Source organism: Derxia lacustris (assembly GCF_002105195.1).
GTDB lineage: Bacteria > Pseudomonadota > Gammaproteobacteria > Burkholderiales > Burkholderiaceae_E > Derxia > Derxia lacustris.
On sequence record NZ_MUHU01000025.1, the window covers coordinates 27,630 to 42,615 of the forward strand.

At 69.6% G+C, this 14,986-nt stretch carries 17 protein-coding genes and 1 pseudogene; 4 read left to right on the forward strand and 14 right to left on the reverse strand.

Annotation, left to right across the window (positions count from 1 at the left end):
* Positions 1 to 128: 128 nt before the first annotated feature.
* The 3 genes from B9P64_RS16200 to B9P64_RS16210 are packed head-to-tail and all read right to left on the reverse strand — an operon-like array spanning position 129 to position 2,797.
* A complete protein-coding gene (locus B9P64_RS16200; protein ID WP_085317063.1) occupies positions 129 to 1,640 on the reverse strand; it encodes an ammonium transporter in 1,512 nt (503 codons plus the stop codon).
* A 15-nt stretch (positions 1,641 to 1,655) separates the two neighbouring features.
* Complete coding sequence (locus B9P64_RS16205; RefSeq protein ID WP_028311879.1) at positions 1,656 to 1,994, reverse strand: P-II family nitrogen regulator; 339 nt, start codon at positions 1,992 to 1,994, stop codon at positions 1,656 to 1,658.
* A gap of 47 nt (positions 1,995 to 2,041) precedes the next feature.
* Entirely contained in the window at positions 2,042 to 2,797 is a 756-nt protein-coding gene (locus B9P64_RS16210; protein ID WP_176256857.1) for a TorF family putative porin, read from the reverse strand.
* 296 nt (positions 2,798 to 3,093) lie between these two features.
* Here B9P64_RS16210 and B9P64_RS16215 point away from each other — a divergent pair, with 296 nt between their 5' ends.
* From B9P64_RS16215 to B9P64_RS16225, 3 genes are read left to right on the forward strand one after another with little or no spacing between them, the layout of a single operon-like run.
* Positions 3,094 to 3,342, forward strand: a complete 249-nt coding sequence (locus B9P64_RS16215; RefSeq protein ID WP_085317065.1) for an accessory factor UbiK family protein — start codon at positions 3,094 to 3,096, stop codon at positions 3,340 to 3,342.
* Between the two features lie 13 nt (positions 3,343 to 3,355).
* Positions 3,356 to 4,861: a YifB family Mg chelatase-like AAA ATPase gene (locus B9P64_RS16220; RefSeq protein WP_085317066.1), complete on the forward strand. Its 1,506-nt coding sequence runs from the start codon at positions 3,356 to 3,358 to the stop codon at positions 4,859 to 4,861.
* A 29-nt stretch (positions 4,862 to 4,890) separates the two neighbouring features.
* Positions 4,891 to 5,277, forward strand: a complete 387-nt coding sequence (locus tag B9P64_RS16225) for an Hpt domain-containing protein (protein WP_085317067.1) — start codon at positions 4,891 to 4,893, stop codon at positions 5,275 to 5,277.
* Between the two features lie 44 nt (positions 5,278 to 5,321).
* Here B9P64_RS16225 and B9P64_RS16230 read toward each other — a convergent pair whose 3' ends face one another.
* From B9P64_RS16230 to B9P64_RS16265, 8 genes are all read right to left on the reverse strand, one after another.
* Positions 5,322 to 5,783: a hypothetical protein gene (locus tag B9P64_RS16230; protein ID WP_085317068.1), complete on the reverse strand. Its 462-nt coding sequence runs from the start codon at positions 5,781 to 5,783 to the stop codon at positions 5,322 to 5,324.
* Positions 5,780 to 6,109: a DUF1289 domain-containing protein gene (locus tag B9P64_RS29895; protein ID WP_139826345.1), complete on the reverse strand. Its 330-nt coding sequence runs from the start codon at positions 6,107 to 6,109 to the stop codon at positions 5,780 to 5,782. Before B9P64_RS29895 ends, B9P64_RS16230 begins: the two co-directional genes overlap by 4 nt.
* A 12-nt stretch (positions 6,110 to 6,121) precedes the next feature.
* Positions 6,122 to 6,982 (reverse strand): formyltetrahydrofolate deformylase, encoded by an 861-nt coding sequence (purU, locus tag B9P64_RS16240; RefSeq protein WP_085317069.1) that lies wholly within the window; start codon positions 6,980 to 6,982, stop codon positions 6,122 to 6,124.
* A gap of 54 nt (positions 6,983 to 7,036) precedes the next feature.
* Positions 7,037 to 7,753, reverse strand: coding sequence for a carbonate dehydratase (gene can, locus B9P64_RS16245; RefSeq protein ID WP_085317070.1), 717 nt, complete (start codon positions 7,751 to 7,753; stop codon positions 7,037 to 7,039).
* 40 nt (positions 7,754 to 7,793) lie between these two features.
* Positions 7,794 to 8,300: a DinB family protein gene (locus B9P64_RS16250; RefSeq protein WP_085317071.1), complete on the reverse strand. Its 507-nt coding sequence runs from the start codon at positions 8,298 to 8,300 to the stop codon at positions 7,794 to 7,796.
* A 91-nt stretch (positions 8,301 to 8,391) separates the two neighbouring features.
* Complete coding sequence (locus tag B9P64_RS16255; protein WP_139826346.1) at positions 8,392 to 8,793, reverse strand: YchJ family protein; 402 nt, start codon at positions 8,791 to 8,793, stop codon at positions 8,392 to 8,394.
* Entirely contained in the window at positions 8,793 to 9,395 is a 603-nt protein-coding gene (locus B9P64_RS16260) for a 2-hydroxychromene-2-carboxylate isomerase (protein WP_085317072.1), read from the reverse strand. Before B9P64_RS16260 ends, B9P64_RS16255 begins: the two co-directional genes overlap by 1 nt.
* Before the next feature lie 25 nt (positions 9,396 to 9,420).
* Positions 9,421 to 9,876 (reverse strand): PaaI family thioesterase, encoded by a 456-nt coding sequence (locus B9P64_RS16265; protein WP_085317073.1) that lies wholly within the window; start codon positions 9,874 to 9,876, stop codon positions 9,421 to 9,423.
* Between the two features lie 140 nt (positions 9,877 to 10,016).
* Between B9P64_RS16265 and B9P64_RS16270 the strand changes: the two genes are divergently transcribed.
* Complete coding sequence (locus B9P64_RS16270; protein ID WP_085317074.1) at positions 10,017 to 11,069, forward strand: MBL fold metallo-hydrolase; 1,053 nt, start codon at positions 10,017 to 10,019, stop codon at positions 11,067 to 11,069.
* 66 nt (positions 11,070 to 11,135) lie between these two features.
* On the opposite strand, the gene B9P64_RS16275 is transcribed toward B9P64_RS16270, so the two are convergent.
* From B9P64_RS16275 to B9P64_RS16285, 3 genes and pseudogenes are all read right to left on the reverse strand, one after another.
* Positions 11,136 to 12,968: a zinc-ribbon domain-containing protein gene (locus B9P64_RS16275; protein ID WP_085317075.1), complete on the reverse strand. Its 1,833-nt coding sequence runs from the start codon at positions 12,966 to 12,968 to the stop codon at positions 11,136 to 11,138.
* A gap of 366 nt (positions 12,969 to 13,334) precedes the next feature.
* Positions 13,335 to 14,135, reverse strand: a pseudogene (locus B9P64_RS16280) (SDR family oxidoreductase); the annotation flags it as partial.
* A 14-nt stretch (positions 14,136 to 14,149) separates the two neighbouring features.
* A complete protein-coding gene (locus B9P64_RS16285; protein WP_085317077.1) occupies positions 14,150 to 14,827 on the reverse strand; it encodes a thiol:disulfide interchange protein DsbA/DsbL in 678 nt (225 codons plus the stop codon).
* Positions 14,828 to 14,986: the final 159 nt, after the last annotated feature.

The following is a 14,986-nucleotide window of genomic DNA, read 5'->3' on the forward strand; positions in this document are numbered from 1 at the left end:
GGGCCGGAATTCGTTCCGCGCGCCCAGCAAAAAGGGGCGCCGAAGCGCCCCTCTTGCAGATGACGAGCGTGCCTTGCGGCAGTGCTCGTCAGCGCGACCGGGCCCTGGCGGGCGCCGGTCGCAGCCGATCACGAGTGATAGGCCGATTCGCCGTGCGTGGTCAGGTCGAGACCTTCGCGCTCTTCCTCTTCCGTCACGCGCAGACCGACGACGACCTTGACGATCGAGTAGCCGATGATCGACACGACGCCCGAGACGATGATCGTCGTGAGCACGCCCTGGGCCTGGATCCAGACCTGGCCGGCGATCGAGTAGTCGGGGTTCACGGCATTGGCGACGTAGTCGTACACGCCGGTGCCGCCGAGCGACGGGGCAGCGAACACGCCGGTCAGCAGCGCGCCGACGATGCCGCCGACGCCATGCACGCCGAACACGTCGAGCGAGTCGTCGGCGCCGAGCAGGCGCTTGAGACCGTTGACGCCCCACAGGCAGATGAAGCCGGCGACGAGGCCGATGATGAGCGCGCCGTTGATGCCGACGAAGCCGCAGGCCGGGGTGATCGCCACCAGACCGGCGACGGCACCCGAAGCGGCACCGACCATCGAGGGCTTGCCCTTGCCGAGCCATTCACCGACGGTCCAGGCGACGCAGGCGGCAGCGGTGGCGAACAGCGTGTTGCTGAAGGCCAGCGCGGCAACGCCGGTGGCTTCGAGGTTGGAACCGGCGTTGAAGCCGAACCAGCCCACCCACAGCAGCGCGGCGCCGATCATGGTCATGGTGACCGAGTGCGGAGCCATCGATTCACGGCCGAGGCCGACGCGCTTGCCCAGGAAGTAGGCACCGACCAGACCGGCGATACCGGCGTTGATGTGAACGACCGTGCCGCCGGCAAAGTCGAGCGCGCCCTTGGCCCACATGAAGCCGGCGTTGGCCGTCACGGCTTCGAGCGTGGTGGCGTCGGTGATGGCGTCGGGGCCGTCCCAGTACCAGACCATGTGCGCGACCGGGATGTAGGCGAACGTGAACCAGATGACGATGAACAGCAGCACGCCCGAGAACTTCACGCGCTCGGCCAGCGAGCCGAGGATCAGGCAGGGCGTGATCGCGGCGAAGGTGCCCTGGAACACGATGAACGTGAGTTCGGGGATGCCGACGCCCTTGCTGAACGTGGCGGCGATCGAATCCGGCGTCACGCCCTTCAGGAACAGCTTGTCGAGACCGCCGAAGAACGGGTTGCCCGGCGTGAACGCCAGCGAGTAGCCGTAGATGGCCCACAGCACCAGGATCAGCGAAGCGCCGACGAAGACCTGCATCAGCACCGACAGCATGTTCTTGGTACGGACCAGGCCGCCGTAGAACAGCGCCAGACCGGGGACGATCATCATCAGCACGAGCAGCGTCGAGACCATCATCCAGGCGGTGTCGCCCTTGTTGACGGTGAGGACGGGCGCGGCGGCAGCCGGGGCTTCGGCAGCGGCGGCGGCGGCGGGCGCTTCGGCCGCCGGAGCGGCCGGCGCTTCGGCGGCAGGCGCCGTGACGGCGGGAGCGTCAGCCGGCTTGTCCTGCGCCTGCACCGACGAGAAACCGAGGCCGGCGGTGAGGACCGCGGCAGCGAGGAGTGAACTCAGGGTTCGGGTCATTTTGGATTTCCTCGGTCAGAGCGCGTCTTTGCCGGTTTCGCCGGTTCGGATGCGCACCACCTGTTCAAGGTCGTAAACGAAAATCTTGCCGTCGCCGATCTTCCCGGTGCGGGCCGCACCTTCGATCGACTCGATCGCGCGTTCGACGAGGCTGTCGTCCACCGCTGCCTCGATCTTGACCTTGGGCAGGAAATCGACGACGTACTCGGCCCCGCGATACAGCTCGGTGTGGCCTTTCTGGCGACCGAAGCCCTTGACCTCGGTCACGGTGATGCCTTGCACACCGATGGTCGAGAGGGCTTCACGGACTTCGTCAAGCTTGAAGGGCTTGATGATGGCAGTGATGAGTTTCATGAGAAGCCTCGGGAGAAAGCGCGCCGAGAAGACCGGCGCGCGGGAAATCAGAACGTCTTGGAAACCGACGCGACGACACCGGTCTTGCCACCGTTCTTGCCGGTTTCGCCGGTCACGAACAGGGCCTTTTCGGAGGTGCCGATGACCGACAGGCCGAGCAGCCAGCCGCTCACGTCCTTGGTCGCGCCGACCTTCCAGTCGGTCACGTTGTCGGCGATCAGGCCGACCTTCTTGCCGTCGCTGATCTTCTGGTAGCCGACATGGCCCAGGACATTGACGCCTTCGATGACTTCGTAGGCGCCGTTCAGCTCGCCGTACCACGAACCCTTGGTGTCGGCGCCGTTGCCCTTGAGCGAGAAGAAGTCGGTCGTGGCGTACCAGAACTTGGCGGCGATGGGGCCATAGCTGCCGCCCACGTAGAACTCGCCGTTCTTGTAGTGCGTGGCGCCGTTGGCGCCGGTGCCCGGGTAGGCGTAGTAGTAGTAGCCCACGTCGTAGCCGAAATCGCCGAGCGTGGCCTTGTAGCCGCCGTAGAAGTCCATTTCGAGCGAGGCGCCGGAATACAGCTTCTGCTCGACATTCGAATTCCAGTTGCCGATGTAGAAGCCGCTGGCATGGCCCAGATCGAAGCCGCCCTGGAAGGCCGGCTTGTAATTGGTTTGCGTAAACCCGCGGAAACGGTAGTCGCTGACGAGGCCTGCATTACCGGCAAAGGTCCATTCCGGGGTTTCTTCGGCATGGGCAATGCTGGCGATACCGCCAAAAGCGGCGGCCATGGCGACAGCGAGGACGATTTTCTTCACGTGTTTTTTCTCCGTATGTGATGGGGACAGCCGCGGCGGCCGCCCCTGGGCGAGCCCGGCAACAAGTCGCAAGAGCTGTGCCAAGAAAGTCACGACTAACCGTCTCCATCGGGTAACAGGGTACAACTTTGTGTCAATGCACTTTTCTTGTGCGCGCACACAAACGGAGTTCCGGATTGGTGCGCAAGTCTGATTCGCACCAATTGAATGCAAAAGCTGAATGAAAGCCGTCATAAAAGCCCGTGCTGGCGCGCCGTTACACTGCAAATCCCCGAATTCGTTCAAGAAAGTCACTCATGTCGAAGCCCGCATTCCTCGACGACTTCCAGCAGAAGCTCGCCGATTTCATGCGCAATTCACCGGTTGCCGAGGTCGATCGCAATCTGCGCGCAACGCTCACGCAAGGCCTCGCCAAGCTGGATGTGGTGACGCGCGAGGAATTCGACGTGCAGGCGGAAATCCTGGCCCGCACCCGCGCCAAGGTCGCCGAGCTGGAAGCGCGCATCGCGGCGCTCGAAGCGGAGCGCACGCCGCCTGCCGCCTGACCGGAGCCGCCCGATGAGCCTCGCCGTGGTCCGCAGCCGCACCCTGCTCGGGATGACGGCGCCGGAAGTGCTGGTCGAGGTTCATCTGGCCAACGGCCTGCCGGGCATGACGCTGGTCGGCCTGCCCGAAGCCGAGGTGCGCGAGGCGAAGGATCGCGTGCGCGCCGCCCTGCTCAATGCGGGTTTCGAATTTCCGGCGCGCCGCATCACGGTCAATCTGGCGCCGGCCGATCTGCCCAAGGAAAGCGCGCGGCTCGATCTGCCGATCGCGCTCGGCATCCTGGCCGCGAGCGGTCAGGTGCGCGGCGACGATCTCGACCGTTTTGAATTTGCCGGCGAGCTGTCGCTGTCGGGCGAGCTGCGGCCGATTCGCGGCGCGCTGGCCATCGCCCTGGCCCGCCGCGAGGCGCACGCCACGCGCCGGCTGGTGCTGCCCGAAGCCAGCGCGCGCGAAGCCTGCCTCGTCGCCGACGGCAGCGTGCATGCGGCGCGCACGCTGGCCGAGGTCTGCGCCGCGCTCGACGGCAAGGGCGGCCTCGAACGGCTGGAGCCGACGTTTGCGCCTGCGCCCGCCAACGGCCCCGATCTGGCCGACGTGAAAGGTCAGGCCCAGGCCCGGCGCGCGCTGGAAATCGCCGCCACCGGCGCGCACAGCCTGCTGCTGGCCGGGCCGCCCGGTACCGGCAAGAGCATGCTGGCCGCGCGGCTGGCGTCGATCCTGCCGCCGCTCGACGAGCGCGCCGCGCTCGAATCGGCGGCGCTGCTGAGTCTGGCCGGCCAGTTCGACGCCAGCGCCTTCGGCCGGGTGGTGGTGCGACGGCCGCATCACAGCGCGTCAAGCGTGGCGCTGGTCGGCGGCGGCAATCCGCCGCGGCCGGGCGAGATTTCGCTCGCGCATCGCGGCGTGCTGTTCCTCGACGAGCTGCCGGAATTCGCGCGCAACGTGCTGGAGGCGCTGCGCGAGCCGCTCGAAGCCGGTCGCATCACCATCTCGCGCGCGGCGCGCCAGGCCGAGTTTCCGGCGCGCTTCCAGCTGGTGGCGGCGATGAACCCCTGCCCTTGCGGCCAGCGCGGCAATCCGCGCGCCGCCTGCCGCTGCACGCCCGAGGCGGTGCTGCGCTATCAGGGCCGCATCTCGGGGCCGCTGGCCGACCGGCTCGACCTGCATGTGGAAGTGCCGGCCGTGCCCGAGGGCGAGCTGATCGCGCCCGGCGCCGGCGAACCGAGCGCTGCGGTGGCGGCGCGCGTCGCCATCGGCCGCGATCGCGCGCTGCAACGCCAGGCCAAGCCCAATGCCGACCTCGAACCCGGCGAAGTCGAGCGCCATTGCCGCGCCGGCAGCGCCGCGCTCGAACGGCTGCAAGCGGTGAGCGCGCGGCTCGGCTGGTCGGCGCGCAGCTTTCATCGCGTGTTGAAGATCGCGCGCACGGTGGCCGATCTTTCGGGCGATGCCGACGTGGCGGCAACCCACATCAACGAGGCGGTGCAGTATCGTCGGGGCCTGTTCGCCTCGGCCTGACGGCCGCCCTCACTCCCCCAAGAAACATCATGCTCAGCCGCGACAATCCCCCCGTCTTCGACCCCGCCGCGCTCGACCGGCTGCGCATTCCGGTCGGCTCGGGGCAGGTGCCGCTGGTGGTGACCACGCTGCGGCTGTTCATCGAGACCACGCCCAAGCTGGCCAACGACGTGGTGCGCGGACTGCGCGAGGGCGAGGTAGAACTGGTGCGGATCGCGGCGCACACGCTCAAGTCCAACAGCGCCATCGTCGGCGCCGAAGCGCTGGCCCAGCTGGCGCGCGAGATCGAGGAAAAGGCGCGCGACGGCAAGCTCGAAGCCGCCGCCGGCAGCCGCTTCGAACGGCTGTATGCCGAGAGCGTGGCCAAGCTGGTCGGCGCGCTCGCCGACGAATCGCGCAAGGCCGGCATCGCCTGAGCGGCGGCCTGACCCGGGCCCGGCGCGCGGCCCGACCGGCCGGCTCAGGCCACCGGATACCAGCGCGACATCAGCTCGAAGGACCGCGCCAGCAGATCGCTGCCGGCATTCACCGCCACCGTGCGGCCGTCGTTCAGCCGCAGCAGCAGCCGCGCGCCGCCGTTGATGCGCACCAGCCGCACCGCCTCGATCTCGTCCCAGCTCACCTGGCGCTTGGCCATCCAGGTCTGGCGCAGGCCCTCGCCGTCGATGGTCATGGTCGAGCGCAGCAGCGCGTAATAGCTCGCCAGCAGCAGCACGCCGGCCACGCCGAGCCCGGCGCGCACATTGCCGTCGAGCAGGCCGGCGGTCTGGTCGAAGGCCCGCGCGGCGGTGAAGGCGATGCCGATCATCACCGCCGTGGCGAGGCCTTTCATCATCGGACCGTAGGCCGGCCCGGTGATGGGCTGGCGCGCAAAGCGTTCACGCGGATGGCCGGTGGGTTTGCCCGGATCGAAGGACTTCATGGGGTCTTCCTTGCTCGTGCGCGCGCCAGGGCGGCCTGCGCGATGGCGTCGACTTCCTCGGCGGCACGACGCAGTTCGGCCTCGTGTTCGCGCGCAAGCCGGTCGAAGCGCAGCGGCAGCTGGGCCCAGAGCGCGCGCTTGGCCGCCGGCGACAGCGCCGACCAGCCGGCGATCTCGTCGAGCGTGCGCAGGCAGCCTTCGCACAGGCCCGAGGCGGCATCGATGCGGCAGACCGCGCGGCAGGGGCTGGGCAGGCGATTGCCCTCGTCATAGCAGTTGCGCAGCTCGAGCCAGCGCCGCTCCAGACCGAAGACCTGCCCGTGCACGGCCGGCGCCCGTCAGCGGAAGACCACGGTGCGCCGCCCGTTGAGCAGCACGCGGTCTTCGAGGTGGTACTTGAGCGCGCGCGACAGCACGTTCTTTTCAACGTCGCGGCCGTAGCGCACTAGGTCTTCGGCGGTATCGCCGTGGTCGATGCGCACCACGTCCTGCTCGATGATCGGACCGGCATCGAGCTCGGCGGTCACGTAATGGCTGGTCGCGCCGATCAGCTTGACGCCGCGCTCGAAGGCCTGGTGATAGGGCCGCGCGCCGATGAAACTGGGCAGAAAGCTGTGGTGGATGTTGATGACGCGGCCCGAGTACTTGTCGCAGAGCTGCGGCGACAACACCTGCATGTAGCGCGCAAGCACCATCACGTCGCCACGATGTTCCTCAAACAGCCGGTCCACCTCCTGATAGGCCGCCGCCTTGGTGTCGGGCGTGACCGGCACATGGAAATAGGGCACGCCGTGCCATTCAACGTAGCCGCGCAGGTCGTCGTGATTGCTGATGACGCAGGCGATGTCGCAGGCCAGATCGCCCGAGCGCCAGCGGTACATCAGGTCGACGAGGCAGTGATCCTGCTTGCTCACCAGCAGCACCACGCGCTTCTTCTGGCGCGAGTCGGACAGGCGCCAGTTCATCTCGTAGCCGGACGCGATCTGGCCGAAGGCGGTCACGAAGGACTCGATGCTGCCCTCCAGCGAATCGGCCTTGATGACGTTGCGCATGAAGAAGCGCCCGGTGTCCTGGTCGGCGTGATGGTTGGCTTCGACGATCGAGCCCTGGCGGTCGGCGATGAAGCGGCTGACCGCCGCGACGATGCCGACCCGGTCGGGGCAGGACAGCGCGAGCGTGTAGGTGTGTTCGTTGTTCATGATGGCCGGGCGATGCGGGAAGCGGCGCAGTTTACCGGCCGCCCCCGCGCCGCTTCAGCGCAGCGGCAGCCCGGCCTTCTCGCGGTACACCGCCGCACGCCGCCGCACCGCCGCGTCGCGCAGCGCGAGCAGATCCTCGGGCGGACGGTCGATGGTGAATTCCATGTCGTGCGCCAGCCCGTCGCGGATGCCGTAGCACCAGCCGTGGATGACCAGCCGCTGGCCGCGCGCCCAGGCCGCGCGCACGAAGGTCGTGCGGCAGACGTTGCGCGCCTGCTCGATCACATTCAGCTCGCAGAGCAGGTCGTGCGCGGCCGGCTCGTCAAGGCCGTCGAAATGCTTGGTGTGGCGGAACAGCACGTCCTGCACATGGCGCAGCCAGTTGTCGGCCAGCCCGTCCATGCCGCCGCGCAGCGTGGTCAGCACGCCGCCGCAGCCGTAGTGGCCGACCACCATGATGTGTTCCACCTTCAGCACGTCGATCGCGTATTCGAGCGTGGACAGGCAGTTCATGTCGGTGTGCACGACCACATTGGCCACGTTGCGATGCACGAACAGCTCGCCCGGCGCCAGATCGACGATGTCGTTGGCCGGCACCCGGCTGTCGGCGCAGCCGATCCACATGTACTTGGGCTTCTGCTGCGCCACCAGGCGCGAGAAGAATTCGGGATCGCGGTCGGTCTGGCGCCTGGACCAGCGGCGGTTGTTGGCAAACAGCTCGCCCAGGTAGGTGTCGTAGCTGTCGTAGGCGTCGTCGTTGCTGTCGGTCATGGTCTTCTTCTTCGGTTGACGGGGGGAGGATCGGCCGGCGTCAGCGCGCCGCTTCGGCCTGGAGCATGCGGATCAGATCGAGCTCGGGCGCCGGCCGGCCAAAGCCGGTGAGCGCCGCGCTGATCTGGCCGCGATGATGGGTGCCATGGTTGAACACATGGGCCAGCGTCGCGCCGAACGGCGTCCGCATGGCCTCGCCATTGACGCGCGTGTAGACGAGGACGGCGTCGAGCCGCGCCGGATCGAGGTCGGCAAGCCAGCCGCTCCAGCCGGCGCTGGAGGTCAGTAGCGCGCGCGCCAGCGCCTCACGGTCGGGCTCGACTTCGGCGTCGAGCGCCAGCACGGGCAGCTCGGCGCCGGCAAAGCGCGCGAACCACAGCCGCTCGGCCACCAGCAGATGGTTGAGCGTGCCGTGGACGCTGCCGAACACCAGCCCGCGCTCGGCGCGGTACTGCGGCTCGGGCATGGGCGCCACATGGCGCTCGATCAGCTCGCGCGTGGCCCAGGCGTGATAGCGGGCCAGCGTGATGTAGGGCTCGGGGATCATTCGGTCCACCTTCGATGCGGTGCAATGCGCGCCGGCGGGCGGTGCAGCGGCTCCGGGCCGGCGCGGGTACCGGAGCTTCGGGCCGCCGAGGTCAGCCCTGCTCGAACAAGTCGCCATCCACATAGAACCAGCGCCCGCCATCCTTCACGAAGCGGCTGCGTTCGTGCAAGCGGTGCGCGCGGCCGGCGCCCTCGCCCGGCCCGGCGGCGCGCCAGCGGGCGATGAATTCCACCGTGCCCCACTCCGGCGACGACTGCGCCGCGGCCTTCACCGTGAGCCCGAGCCAGCGCGTGCTGCCGTCGAGGTCGAGCGTGGCCGGGCGGGTGCTGGCATGCCAGGTGTCGCGCAGCCAGTCGGCGCGGCCGAGCGTGTAGGCGCTGTAGCGCGAGCGCATGAGCTGCTCGGGCGTGGCGGGCAGTTCGCCAGCGTCGAGGAAGCGGCCGCAGCAGCGCGCGAAGGCGCCGCCGCCGCAGGGGCAGGCTGCGGGCGCCATCAGAAACCGCCGCGTTCGAGCCAGGTTTCGAGCATGCCGAGCCGGTCCCAGCCCCAGAACGGCTCGCCGTCGACGACGAAGTAGGGCGAGCCGAACACGCCGCGCGCCTCGGCCTGCCCCACCACATGGCGCAGCTCGTCCTTGACCGTGGGATCGGTCATCGCGGCCGCGATCCCGGCCGCGTCGAGGCCTTGCTCGGCCGCCACCGCCGCGACCACCTCGGCCTCGCCGATGTTGCGGCCCGCGGCGAAATAGGCCGCATAGAGCGCGAGCGCGAAGCGCCGCGCGCCGCCCTCGTCGCGGCGCGCCAGCCACAGGAAGGCGCGCGACGGATTGGCCGCCGAAATCGGGAACAGCGCCGGCAGCCTGAACGGAATCCCGGTAAGCCGCGCGATGCGGGCCCAGTCGTGGCGGCTGTAGTCGCCCTTGTAGGGCACTTCGGCGAGCGGCCGCGCGCCCGTGGTCTTGAAGATGGCGCCGAGCAGCACCGGATGCCAGTCGACGCCGCGGCCGAAGCGCGCCGCGAGCGCATCGATGCCCTGGGCGGCGAAATATCCGTAGGGCGACGAGAAGTCGAAATAGAAGTCGATCGATGCAGTCATGCTTTCTCCGTCGGGCCGGGCGCCGTCACACGCCCCATTGCGCCGCTGGCTCCATGCCGGCCAGCACCGCGAGCGTCTGCTGCATCAGCGCCACCGACTTCTCGACGCCGTCCTTGACCGAGACGATGTCGACCGTGGTGACGATGAGCTGGCGGCCGGCGCGCGCCACCTCGGCGCGGCCGATCAGCTTGTCGCCGACCGCCGGCGCGAGGAAGTTGATCTTGAATTCGACCGCGACGATGCCGTCGTCGATGCCGGCGCGGGTGCAGCCGGCCGCGCCGCCGGCGGCGTCGCCCAGGGTGGCGATGACGCCGCCGTGGTAGTAGCCGTGATGCTGGGTGACGGCGTCGGAGAACGGCAGCTCCAGCACGGCGCGGCCGGGCGCAAGCTCGACGATCGTCAGGCCCAGCGCGCGGGCCGGGCCCTGGTTGCCGTAGGCGATGCGGATCTTGGCTTCGAGGCGGGAATCGAGTTCGGTCATGACGGGCAGACAATGGTTGGGCCGCAGCGGCGGCCGGGATTGAAGCAGGCGCGCGCGGCTGCCGCGCCGTTGGCCGCACAGGTTACAAGGGCGTTCCGGCGCTGATCTATGCTCCGTACTCCCCCGCACGTCAAAGCCCCATGAGCCACGCCGTCCTCGACTATCCGTTCTCCGAACCGCCGCCGCCCGCCACGCTCCAGCAGGTGGCGCCCGGCATCCACTGGTTGCGCATGCCGCTGCCGGTGGCGCTCGATCACATCAATCTGTGGCTGGTCGAGGACGAGATCGACGGGCGCCAGGGCTGGACCGTGATCGACACCGGCATCGGCAACGACGCCACCCGCGCGCTGTGGGAGGAAATCTTCGCCGGCTATTTCGACGGCCATCCGCTGCTGCGCGTGATCTGCACCCACATGCATCCCGACCATGCCGGTCTGGCCGGCTGGCTCTGCGAGCGCTGGGACGCGCCGCTGTGGATGAGTGCCGCCGAATACCTCACGGCCTTCATCGCCTCGCACGGCGCCGGCATGAACGACGGCGCGAGCATGGTCGAGCACTTTCGCGCCCACGGCCTGCCGCCGGCCGACCACGAAACCATCCGCCATCGCGGCGGCTTCTACGGCCGCATGACGGCGCCGCTGCCGGCGCGCTACCGCCGCGTGATGGCGGGCGAGGCGATCCGGCTGGGCGGCCACGACTGGCGCGTGATCGTGGGCGTGGGCCACTCGCCCGAGCATGTGTCGCTGTACTGCGCCGGGCTGGATGTGCTGATCGCCGGCGACATGCTGCTCCCGCGCATCTCGGCCAACGTGATGGTGGCGGCGCATGAGCCCGAGTCGAATCCGCTCGCCGATTACCTCGCCAGCCTGCGCGGCTTTCTGAGTCTGCCAGCCGGCGTGCGCGTGCTGCCGTCGCACGGGCTGCCGTTTGGCAATGCGCACGGCCGGGTGCACGACCTGCTCGATCACCATGCCGAGCGGCTCGATGAAACCCGCGCCGCCTGCGCCGCCCGGGCCGAGGGCATCACCGCCACCGAGCTGGTGCCGGTGCTGTTCCGGCGTCAGCTCGACATGCATCAGATGACCTTCGCGCTCGGCGAGGCGCTCGCGCATCTGCACTGGCTGTGGTTTGCCGGCGAGCTGACCCGAGTGCAGGCCGACGGTGTCTGGCGCTTCAAGGCCGTGGCCGGCTGAGCCGACGACGGCGCATGCCGCGCTGTCACGCGACAGTGCGCGGCGCCGTCGGTGTCGCCGCGGCGGCTAGCTCGCCGCCGGCGCAACGGTCGCGCCACACGCCGGGCAGAAGCGCGCGCCGGCCGGCAGCGGCGCCGCGCAGTGCGCACAGGCCGGCGCCGCCTCGACGACGGCGGCATTCGCGGTCGCCGCGCGCAATTGCGCATGCAGGCTCGCCGCGCTCGCCTCCGACAAGGCCGTCGCGGCCAGCGCCGACGGATCGATCATCGCCCGCTCGCCGGCCTGCAAGACCGCCAGCCGTTCGGCATCGGCGGCCGCGCCCGGCGCGACGAACACGCTCTGCGCCTGACCGAAGCCGGCCAGATGGTCGACCAGCGCGCGCGCCTCCTTCTGCGTGGAGAACATCGCCACCACCTGGCGCGCATCGTCCTTCGCAAACGTCACCGACTCGATCCGCGCGCGCCACACGCGCAGCGTCATCGCCTCGGTGCGCACGACCTGGTTCTGGGTGTTGAGCCTGCTGTTCCACGCATTGCCGGTGCCGATGCTCGACGCGGTCCAGCTGCCGATCATCTCGACCCAGGTCAGCGTCGATTCGAAGTCGAAGCGCCCCCACACCGCCGCCGACGCGCGCGTGCAGAACGCCGCCACCAGCCCGAAGATGAGCGCCAGCCCGACCGGCACATGCCCCGGCGCCAGCGCGAAGAAACCGCTCGCGCCCTCGCCGTCCGCCTGCGCCCGGACCCAGCCCAGCGCCAGCAGCACCGCCGCCAGCGTCAGCAGCAGCGCATAGGCGTCGAGCGCCGCCAGCCAGCGATGGCGCGGATGCGAGAACGCGCCGTGAAACCCCGGCGCGGTGGTCGAGGCCACCGGCATCGGCTGCGTCTCCTCGAACAGCTCGGCCGCGAACTGGCCGGCGCCGCGCGCAAGATCGATCTGCGGCTCCAGCCGGATGTAGCGGCGATTGGGAATGCCCTCGGTCCAGCGCGACTGGAAATGCCGGTCGAGTTCGTCGAGCAGCGCGCCGGGCGGCGCATTGAGCGCCAGCGTCGCCTGCTCGCGGCTGCGCTCGGTGCTCGGCTGGGCGCCGGTCTGGGCCAGCAGCGCAGCCAGGATGAGCAGCACCGCCACCAGCGCCGTGCCCAGCAGCGCGAAGGTCTGCACATGCAGGCTCAGCGGCAGCGGCGGCAGAGTGGGGCCGGCCAGCGCCACCAGCACCGGCGCCAGGATGGCCAGCGCGATCAGCGCCACGAAGGTGGCCGTGCTCATGCGCGCGCGGTCCTCGGTCACCAGCGGCCGCAGCACAAACCAGGCGCCAAAGGCGCAATAGCCGGCCGCCACCCAGGGCCGGCTTTGTGCCGTGCCGAACAGGAACCAGCTGGTGCCAAAGCTCGCCAGCGTGGCCAGCAGCGCGATGGCGTTGAAGAACTGCTTCTGCATCTGGTTCTGCACGCCGAGCGGCGCGGTAATCAGGCGCGGCAGCAGGTGATAGAGCACGCCGTTGAAGGCGCCGCGCGGCTCGGGATATTCGATGCCGCCCTGGCGCAGCATCTCGCGCAGCGCGTCGGCCTTCTTCGAGCTGCCGGTCACGCCGGCGCCGATCTCGGGCGCGAGCGACGCCGGCCGGCCCCGGCCAAAGAAAAAGCGCAGCCGGCGCGCCGCGATCGCCGCCGCTGCCAGCCCGCTGGCCAGCAAAGCCAGCCCGACGACGAGCGGCGCCAGCGCGCGCGGCCCGGCGCTGCCGAGCGCGCCGCCTTGCAGCACGTCGCGCGCGAGCAGCAGCGCCAGCACGCCACCGCCGATCAGCGCCGCCGCGCCGAGGAACAGGAACAGGTTCTGCACCCGGTAGGGATTGGGCAGCTCCAGCCGCCGGCTTTCGGAACTGTAGTCGTAGCTCATCGCGCTGCTCCCGGGGCGCTGGGCCCGTCGGTCAAGGGCTCGCGCGGGCGGCTGCCGGCGAGTGCGGCCGATTGTGGTCAGGGCAGGCGCGCAATCCCAAGCGGCTTGGGATTTGGTTTCGCGTTGGTCGCCGGGCGGCGGGGGATGGCGCGGCCCGCGGGGCGGCACCCACCGGCTGAGTCAGTCGCGCAAGGGCTGGGTATCGCCGCTGCGCCGGGTCGGACTGCGCGCCGGCCGGGTGTCGGCTTCGGCGGCATCGATGGCTTCGCGCACGGTGTCGGGCGTGGCGGTATCGCGCATCGCGCCGTGGCGCGTGGCCGGGCCGCGCGGCGTCAGGCGCGGATGGCGGATCTTGCGCAGGTCGATGCGCGGCTTGCGCGGCGCATTGGCGAACAGCAGGTCGTAGAGCGCATTGGGCAGCAGCCGCAGCAGCGTCGCCACCACGCCCATGCGCCACGGAATCACCTGGAAGCTCGCGCCACGCGCGATGGCCTTGGCGGCCGCCTCGGCGAAGTCGTCGGGCTGCATCAGGAAGGGCATGGGATAGGGGTTGTCGCGCGTCATCGGCGTGGCGACATAACCCGGCGCCAGCGTGACCACGCGCACGTTGTAGTGGCGCATCTCCAGCCGCAGGCTTTCGGCATAGGCGATGGCCGCCGCCTTCGATGCGCTGTAGGCGCCGGCGCCGGGCAGGCCGCGCACGCCGGCCACGCTGGCCATCGCCACCAGGGTGCCGCGCCGCTTGGCCTTCATGGCTTCCAGAAACGGCTGGAAGGTGGCGACCAGGCCGACCACATTGGTCTGGAGGATGTGCTCGAACACGCCCAGGTCTTCCTGCAACTCGGTCAGCGTGCCGGCCGAGATGCCGGCATTGGCGATGACGATGTCGGGGCAGCCGAAATTGCGCATGTGGGCCAGCGCCGCCTCGCGCAGCGCCGCCGCGTCGTTCACGTCGGCGATGTGGATGCCGTAGCGCGAGCGCGTGAACGGCGCATGCGTGGGCAGCGACGCGACCAGGGTGTTGAGCTTGTCCTCGCGCCGCGCCACCAGGCCGATGACCGCGCCCTCGCGCGCATAACGCCGCACCAGCGCCGCGCCGATGCCGCTCGACGCCCCGGTGATGAAGACGTTGAGCGGCCGTCCACCCCGGCCGAAGTCGGCAGACATGTCGAGGAAGGGGATCAGCGACCGGAACGAAGCTGGGCGACGAGGAAGTCCATGACCTTGATCGTGGCCTCGCGTGAGCCCGCCATCGAGGGTGCCGTCAAGTACCGGCCACCGAGGCCGACCGAAGGCGTGCCCTCGATCTTCCAGGCGTCGACCACGCGGCGCTGGTTCTGCGTCTTTGCCTGAACGCCGAAGGAATTGAAGGTATCGGTCCATTTCTTCCTGTCGATCCCCTGCTTCGCGACGAAATCGGCGATCGCCTCGGGACTGTTGAGCACGACATGGTCGCGGTGCATGGCGTTGAACACCACGTCATGCAGCCGGTCGGCCTCGCCGAGCGCTTCGAGCGAGTAGTAGAGCCGCGTGTGGATCTCGGCGCGCGGGTCGAAGGCCACCGGGGCACGCTTGATGACCACGTCGGCGGGCTTGTGCGCGATCCAGGCGTCGAGCGCCGGCAGAAAGTCGTAGCAGTGCGGGCAGCCATACCAGAAGAAGTCCATCAGCTCGATCTTGCCGGCCGGCGTGCCGACCGGCTGCTGCGGATCGACGCGGCGGTAATCGCGCCCCTCGACCGGCGCCGGCTGGGCCAGCGCAGGCAGGCTGGCGGCCAGCGGCAGCGCGGCGGCGCTGGCCAGCAGACGGCGGCGGGCGGTTCCGGAAACGGACAGGCTGATGACTTGGTGTGCGGGCATGAGAGCGTGACCGCGCGAGGCGGCATCGATTGAAGTTAGAGGACAAGCGACGGCGGAGTTCATGCCGCGTCGCCAGGACGGTCGCGCGGTCAGCGCAGCCCGACAAGCGTAGAAGCCGCCCGGGACGGACGGTGCCATGTCGCGCCTGACGGGCGGCTG

Excerpts from the sequence above, each read along its gene's own strand:
- B9P64_RS16275 (WP_085317075.1), bottom strand. The coding sequence starts at position 12,968 with ATGAGCTACGACTACAGTTCCGAAAGCCGGCGGCTGGAGCTGCCCAAT.
- B9P64_RS16230 (WP_085317068.1), bottom strand. The coding sequence starts at position 5,783 with ATGAAGTCCTTCGATCCGGGCAAACCCACCGGCCATCCGCGTGAACGC.
- purU (WP_085317069.1), bottom strand. The coding sequence starts at position 6,982 with ATGAACAACGAACACACCTACACGCTCGCGCTGTCCTGCCCCGACCGG.
- B9P64_RS16260 (WP_085317072.1), bottom strand. The coding sequence starts at position 9,395 with ATGACTGCATCGATCGACTTCTATTTCGACTTCTCGTCGCCCTACGGA.
- B9P64_RS16225 (WP_085317067.1), top strand. The coding sequence starts at position 4,891 with ATGCTCAGCCGCGACAATCCCCCCGTCTTCGACCCCGCCGCGCTCGAC.
- B9P64_RS16265 (WP_085317073.1), bottom strand. The coding sequence starts at position 9,876 with ATGACCGAACTCGATTCCCGCCTCGAAGCCAAGATCCGCATCGCCTAC.
- B9P64_RS16215 (WP_085317065.1), top strand. The coding sequence starts at position 3,094 with ATGTCGAAGCCCGCATTCCTCGACGACTTCCAGCAGAAGCTCGCCGAT.
- B9P64_RS16270 (WP_085317074.1), top strand. The coding sequence starts at position 10,017 with ATGAGCCACGCCGTCCTCGACTATCCGTTCTCCGAACCGCCGCCGCCC.
- B9P64_RS16200 (WP_085317063.1), bottom strand. The coding sequence starts at position 1,640 with ATGACCCGAACCCTGAGTTCACTCCTCGCTGCCGCGGTCCTCACCGCC.
- B9P64_RS16205 (WP_028311879.1), bottom strand. The coding sequence starts at position 1,994 with ATGAAACTCATCACTGCCATCATCAAGCCCTTCAAGCTTGACGAAGTC.
- B9P64_RS16285 (WP_085317077.1), bottom strand. The coding sequence starts at position 14,827 with ATGCCCGCACACCAAGTCATCAGCCTGTCCGTTTCCGGAACCGCCCGC.
- B9P64_RS16220 (WP_085317066.1), top strand. The coding sequence starts at position 3,356 with ATGAGCCTCGCCGTGGTCCGCAGCCGCACCCTGCTCGGGATGACGGCG.
- B9P64_RS16250 (WP_085317071.1), bottom strand. The coding sequence starts at position 8,300 with ATGATCCCCGAGCCCTACATCACGCTGGCCCGCTATCACGCCTGGGCC.
- B9P64_RS16255 (WP_139826346.1), bottom strand. The coding sequence starts at position 8,793 with ATGGCGCCCGCAGCCTGCCCCTGCGGCGGCGGCGCCTTCGCGCGCTGC.
- can (WP_085317070.1), bottom strand. The coding sequence starts at position 7,753 with ATGACCGACAGCAACGACGACGCCTACGACAGCTACGACACCTACCTG.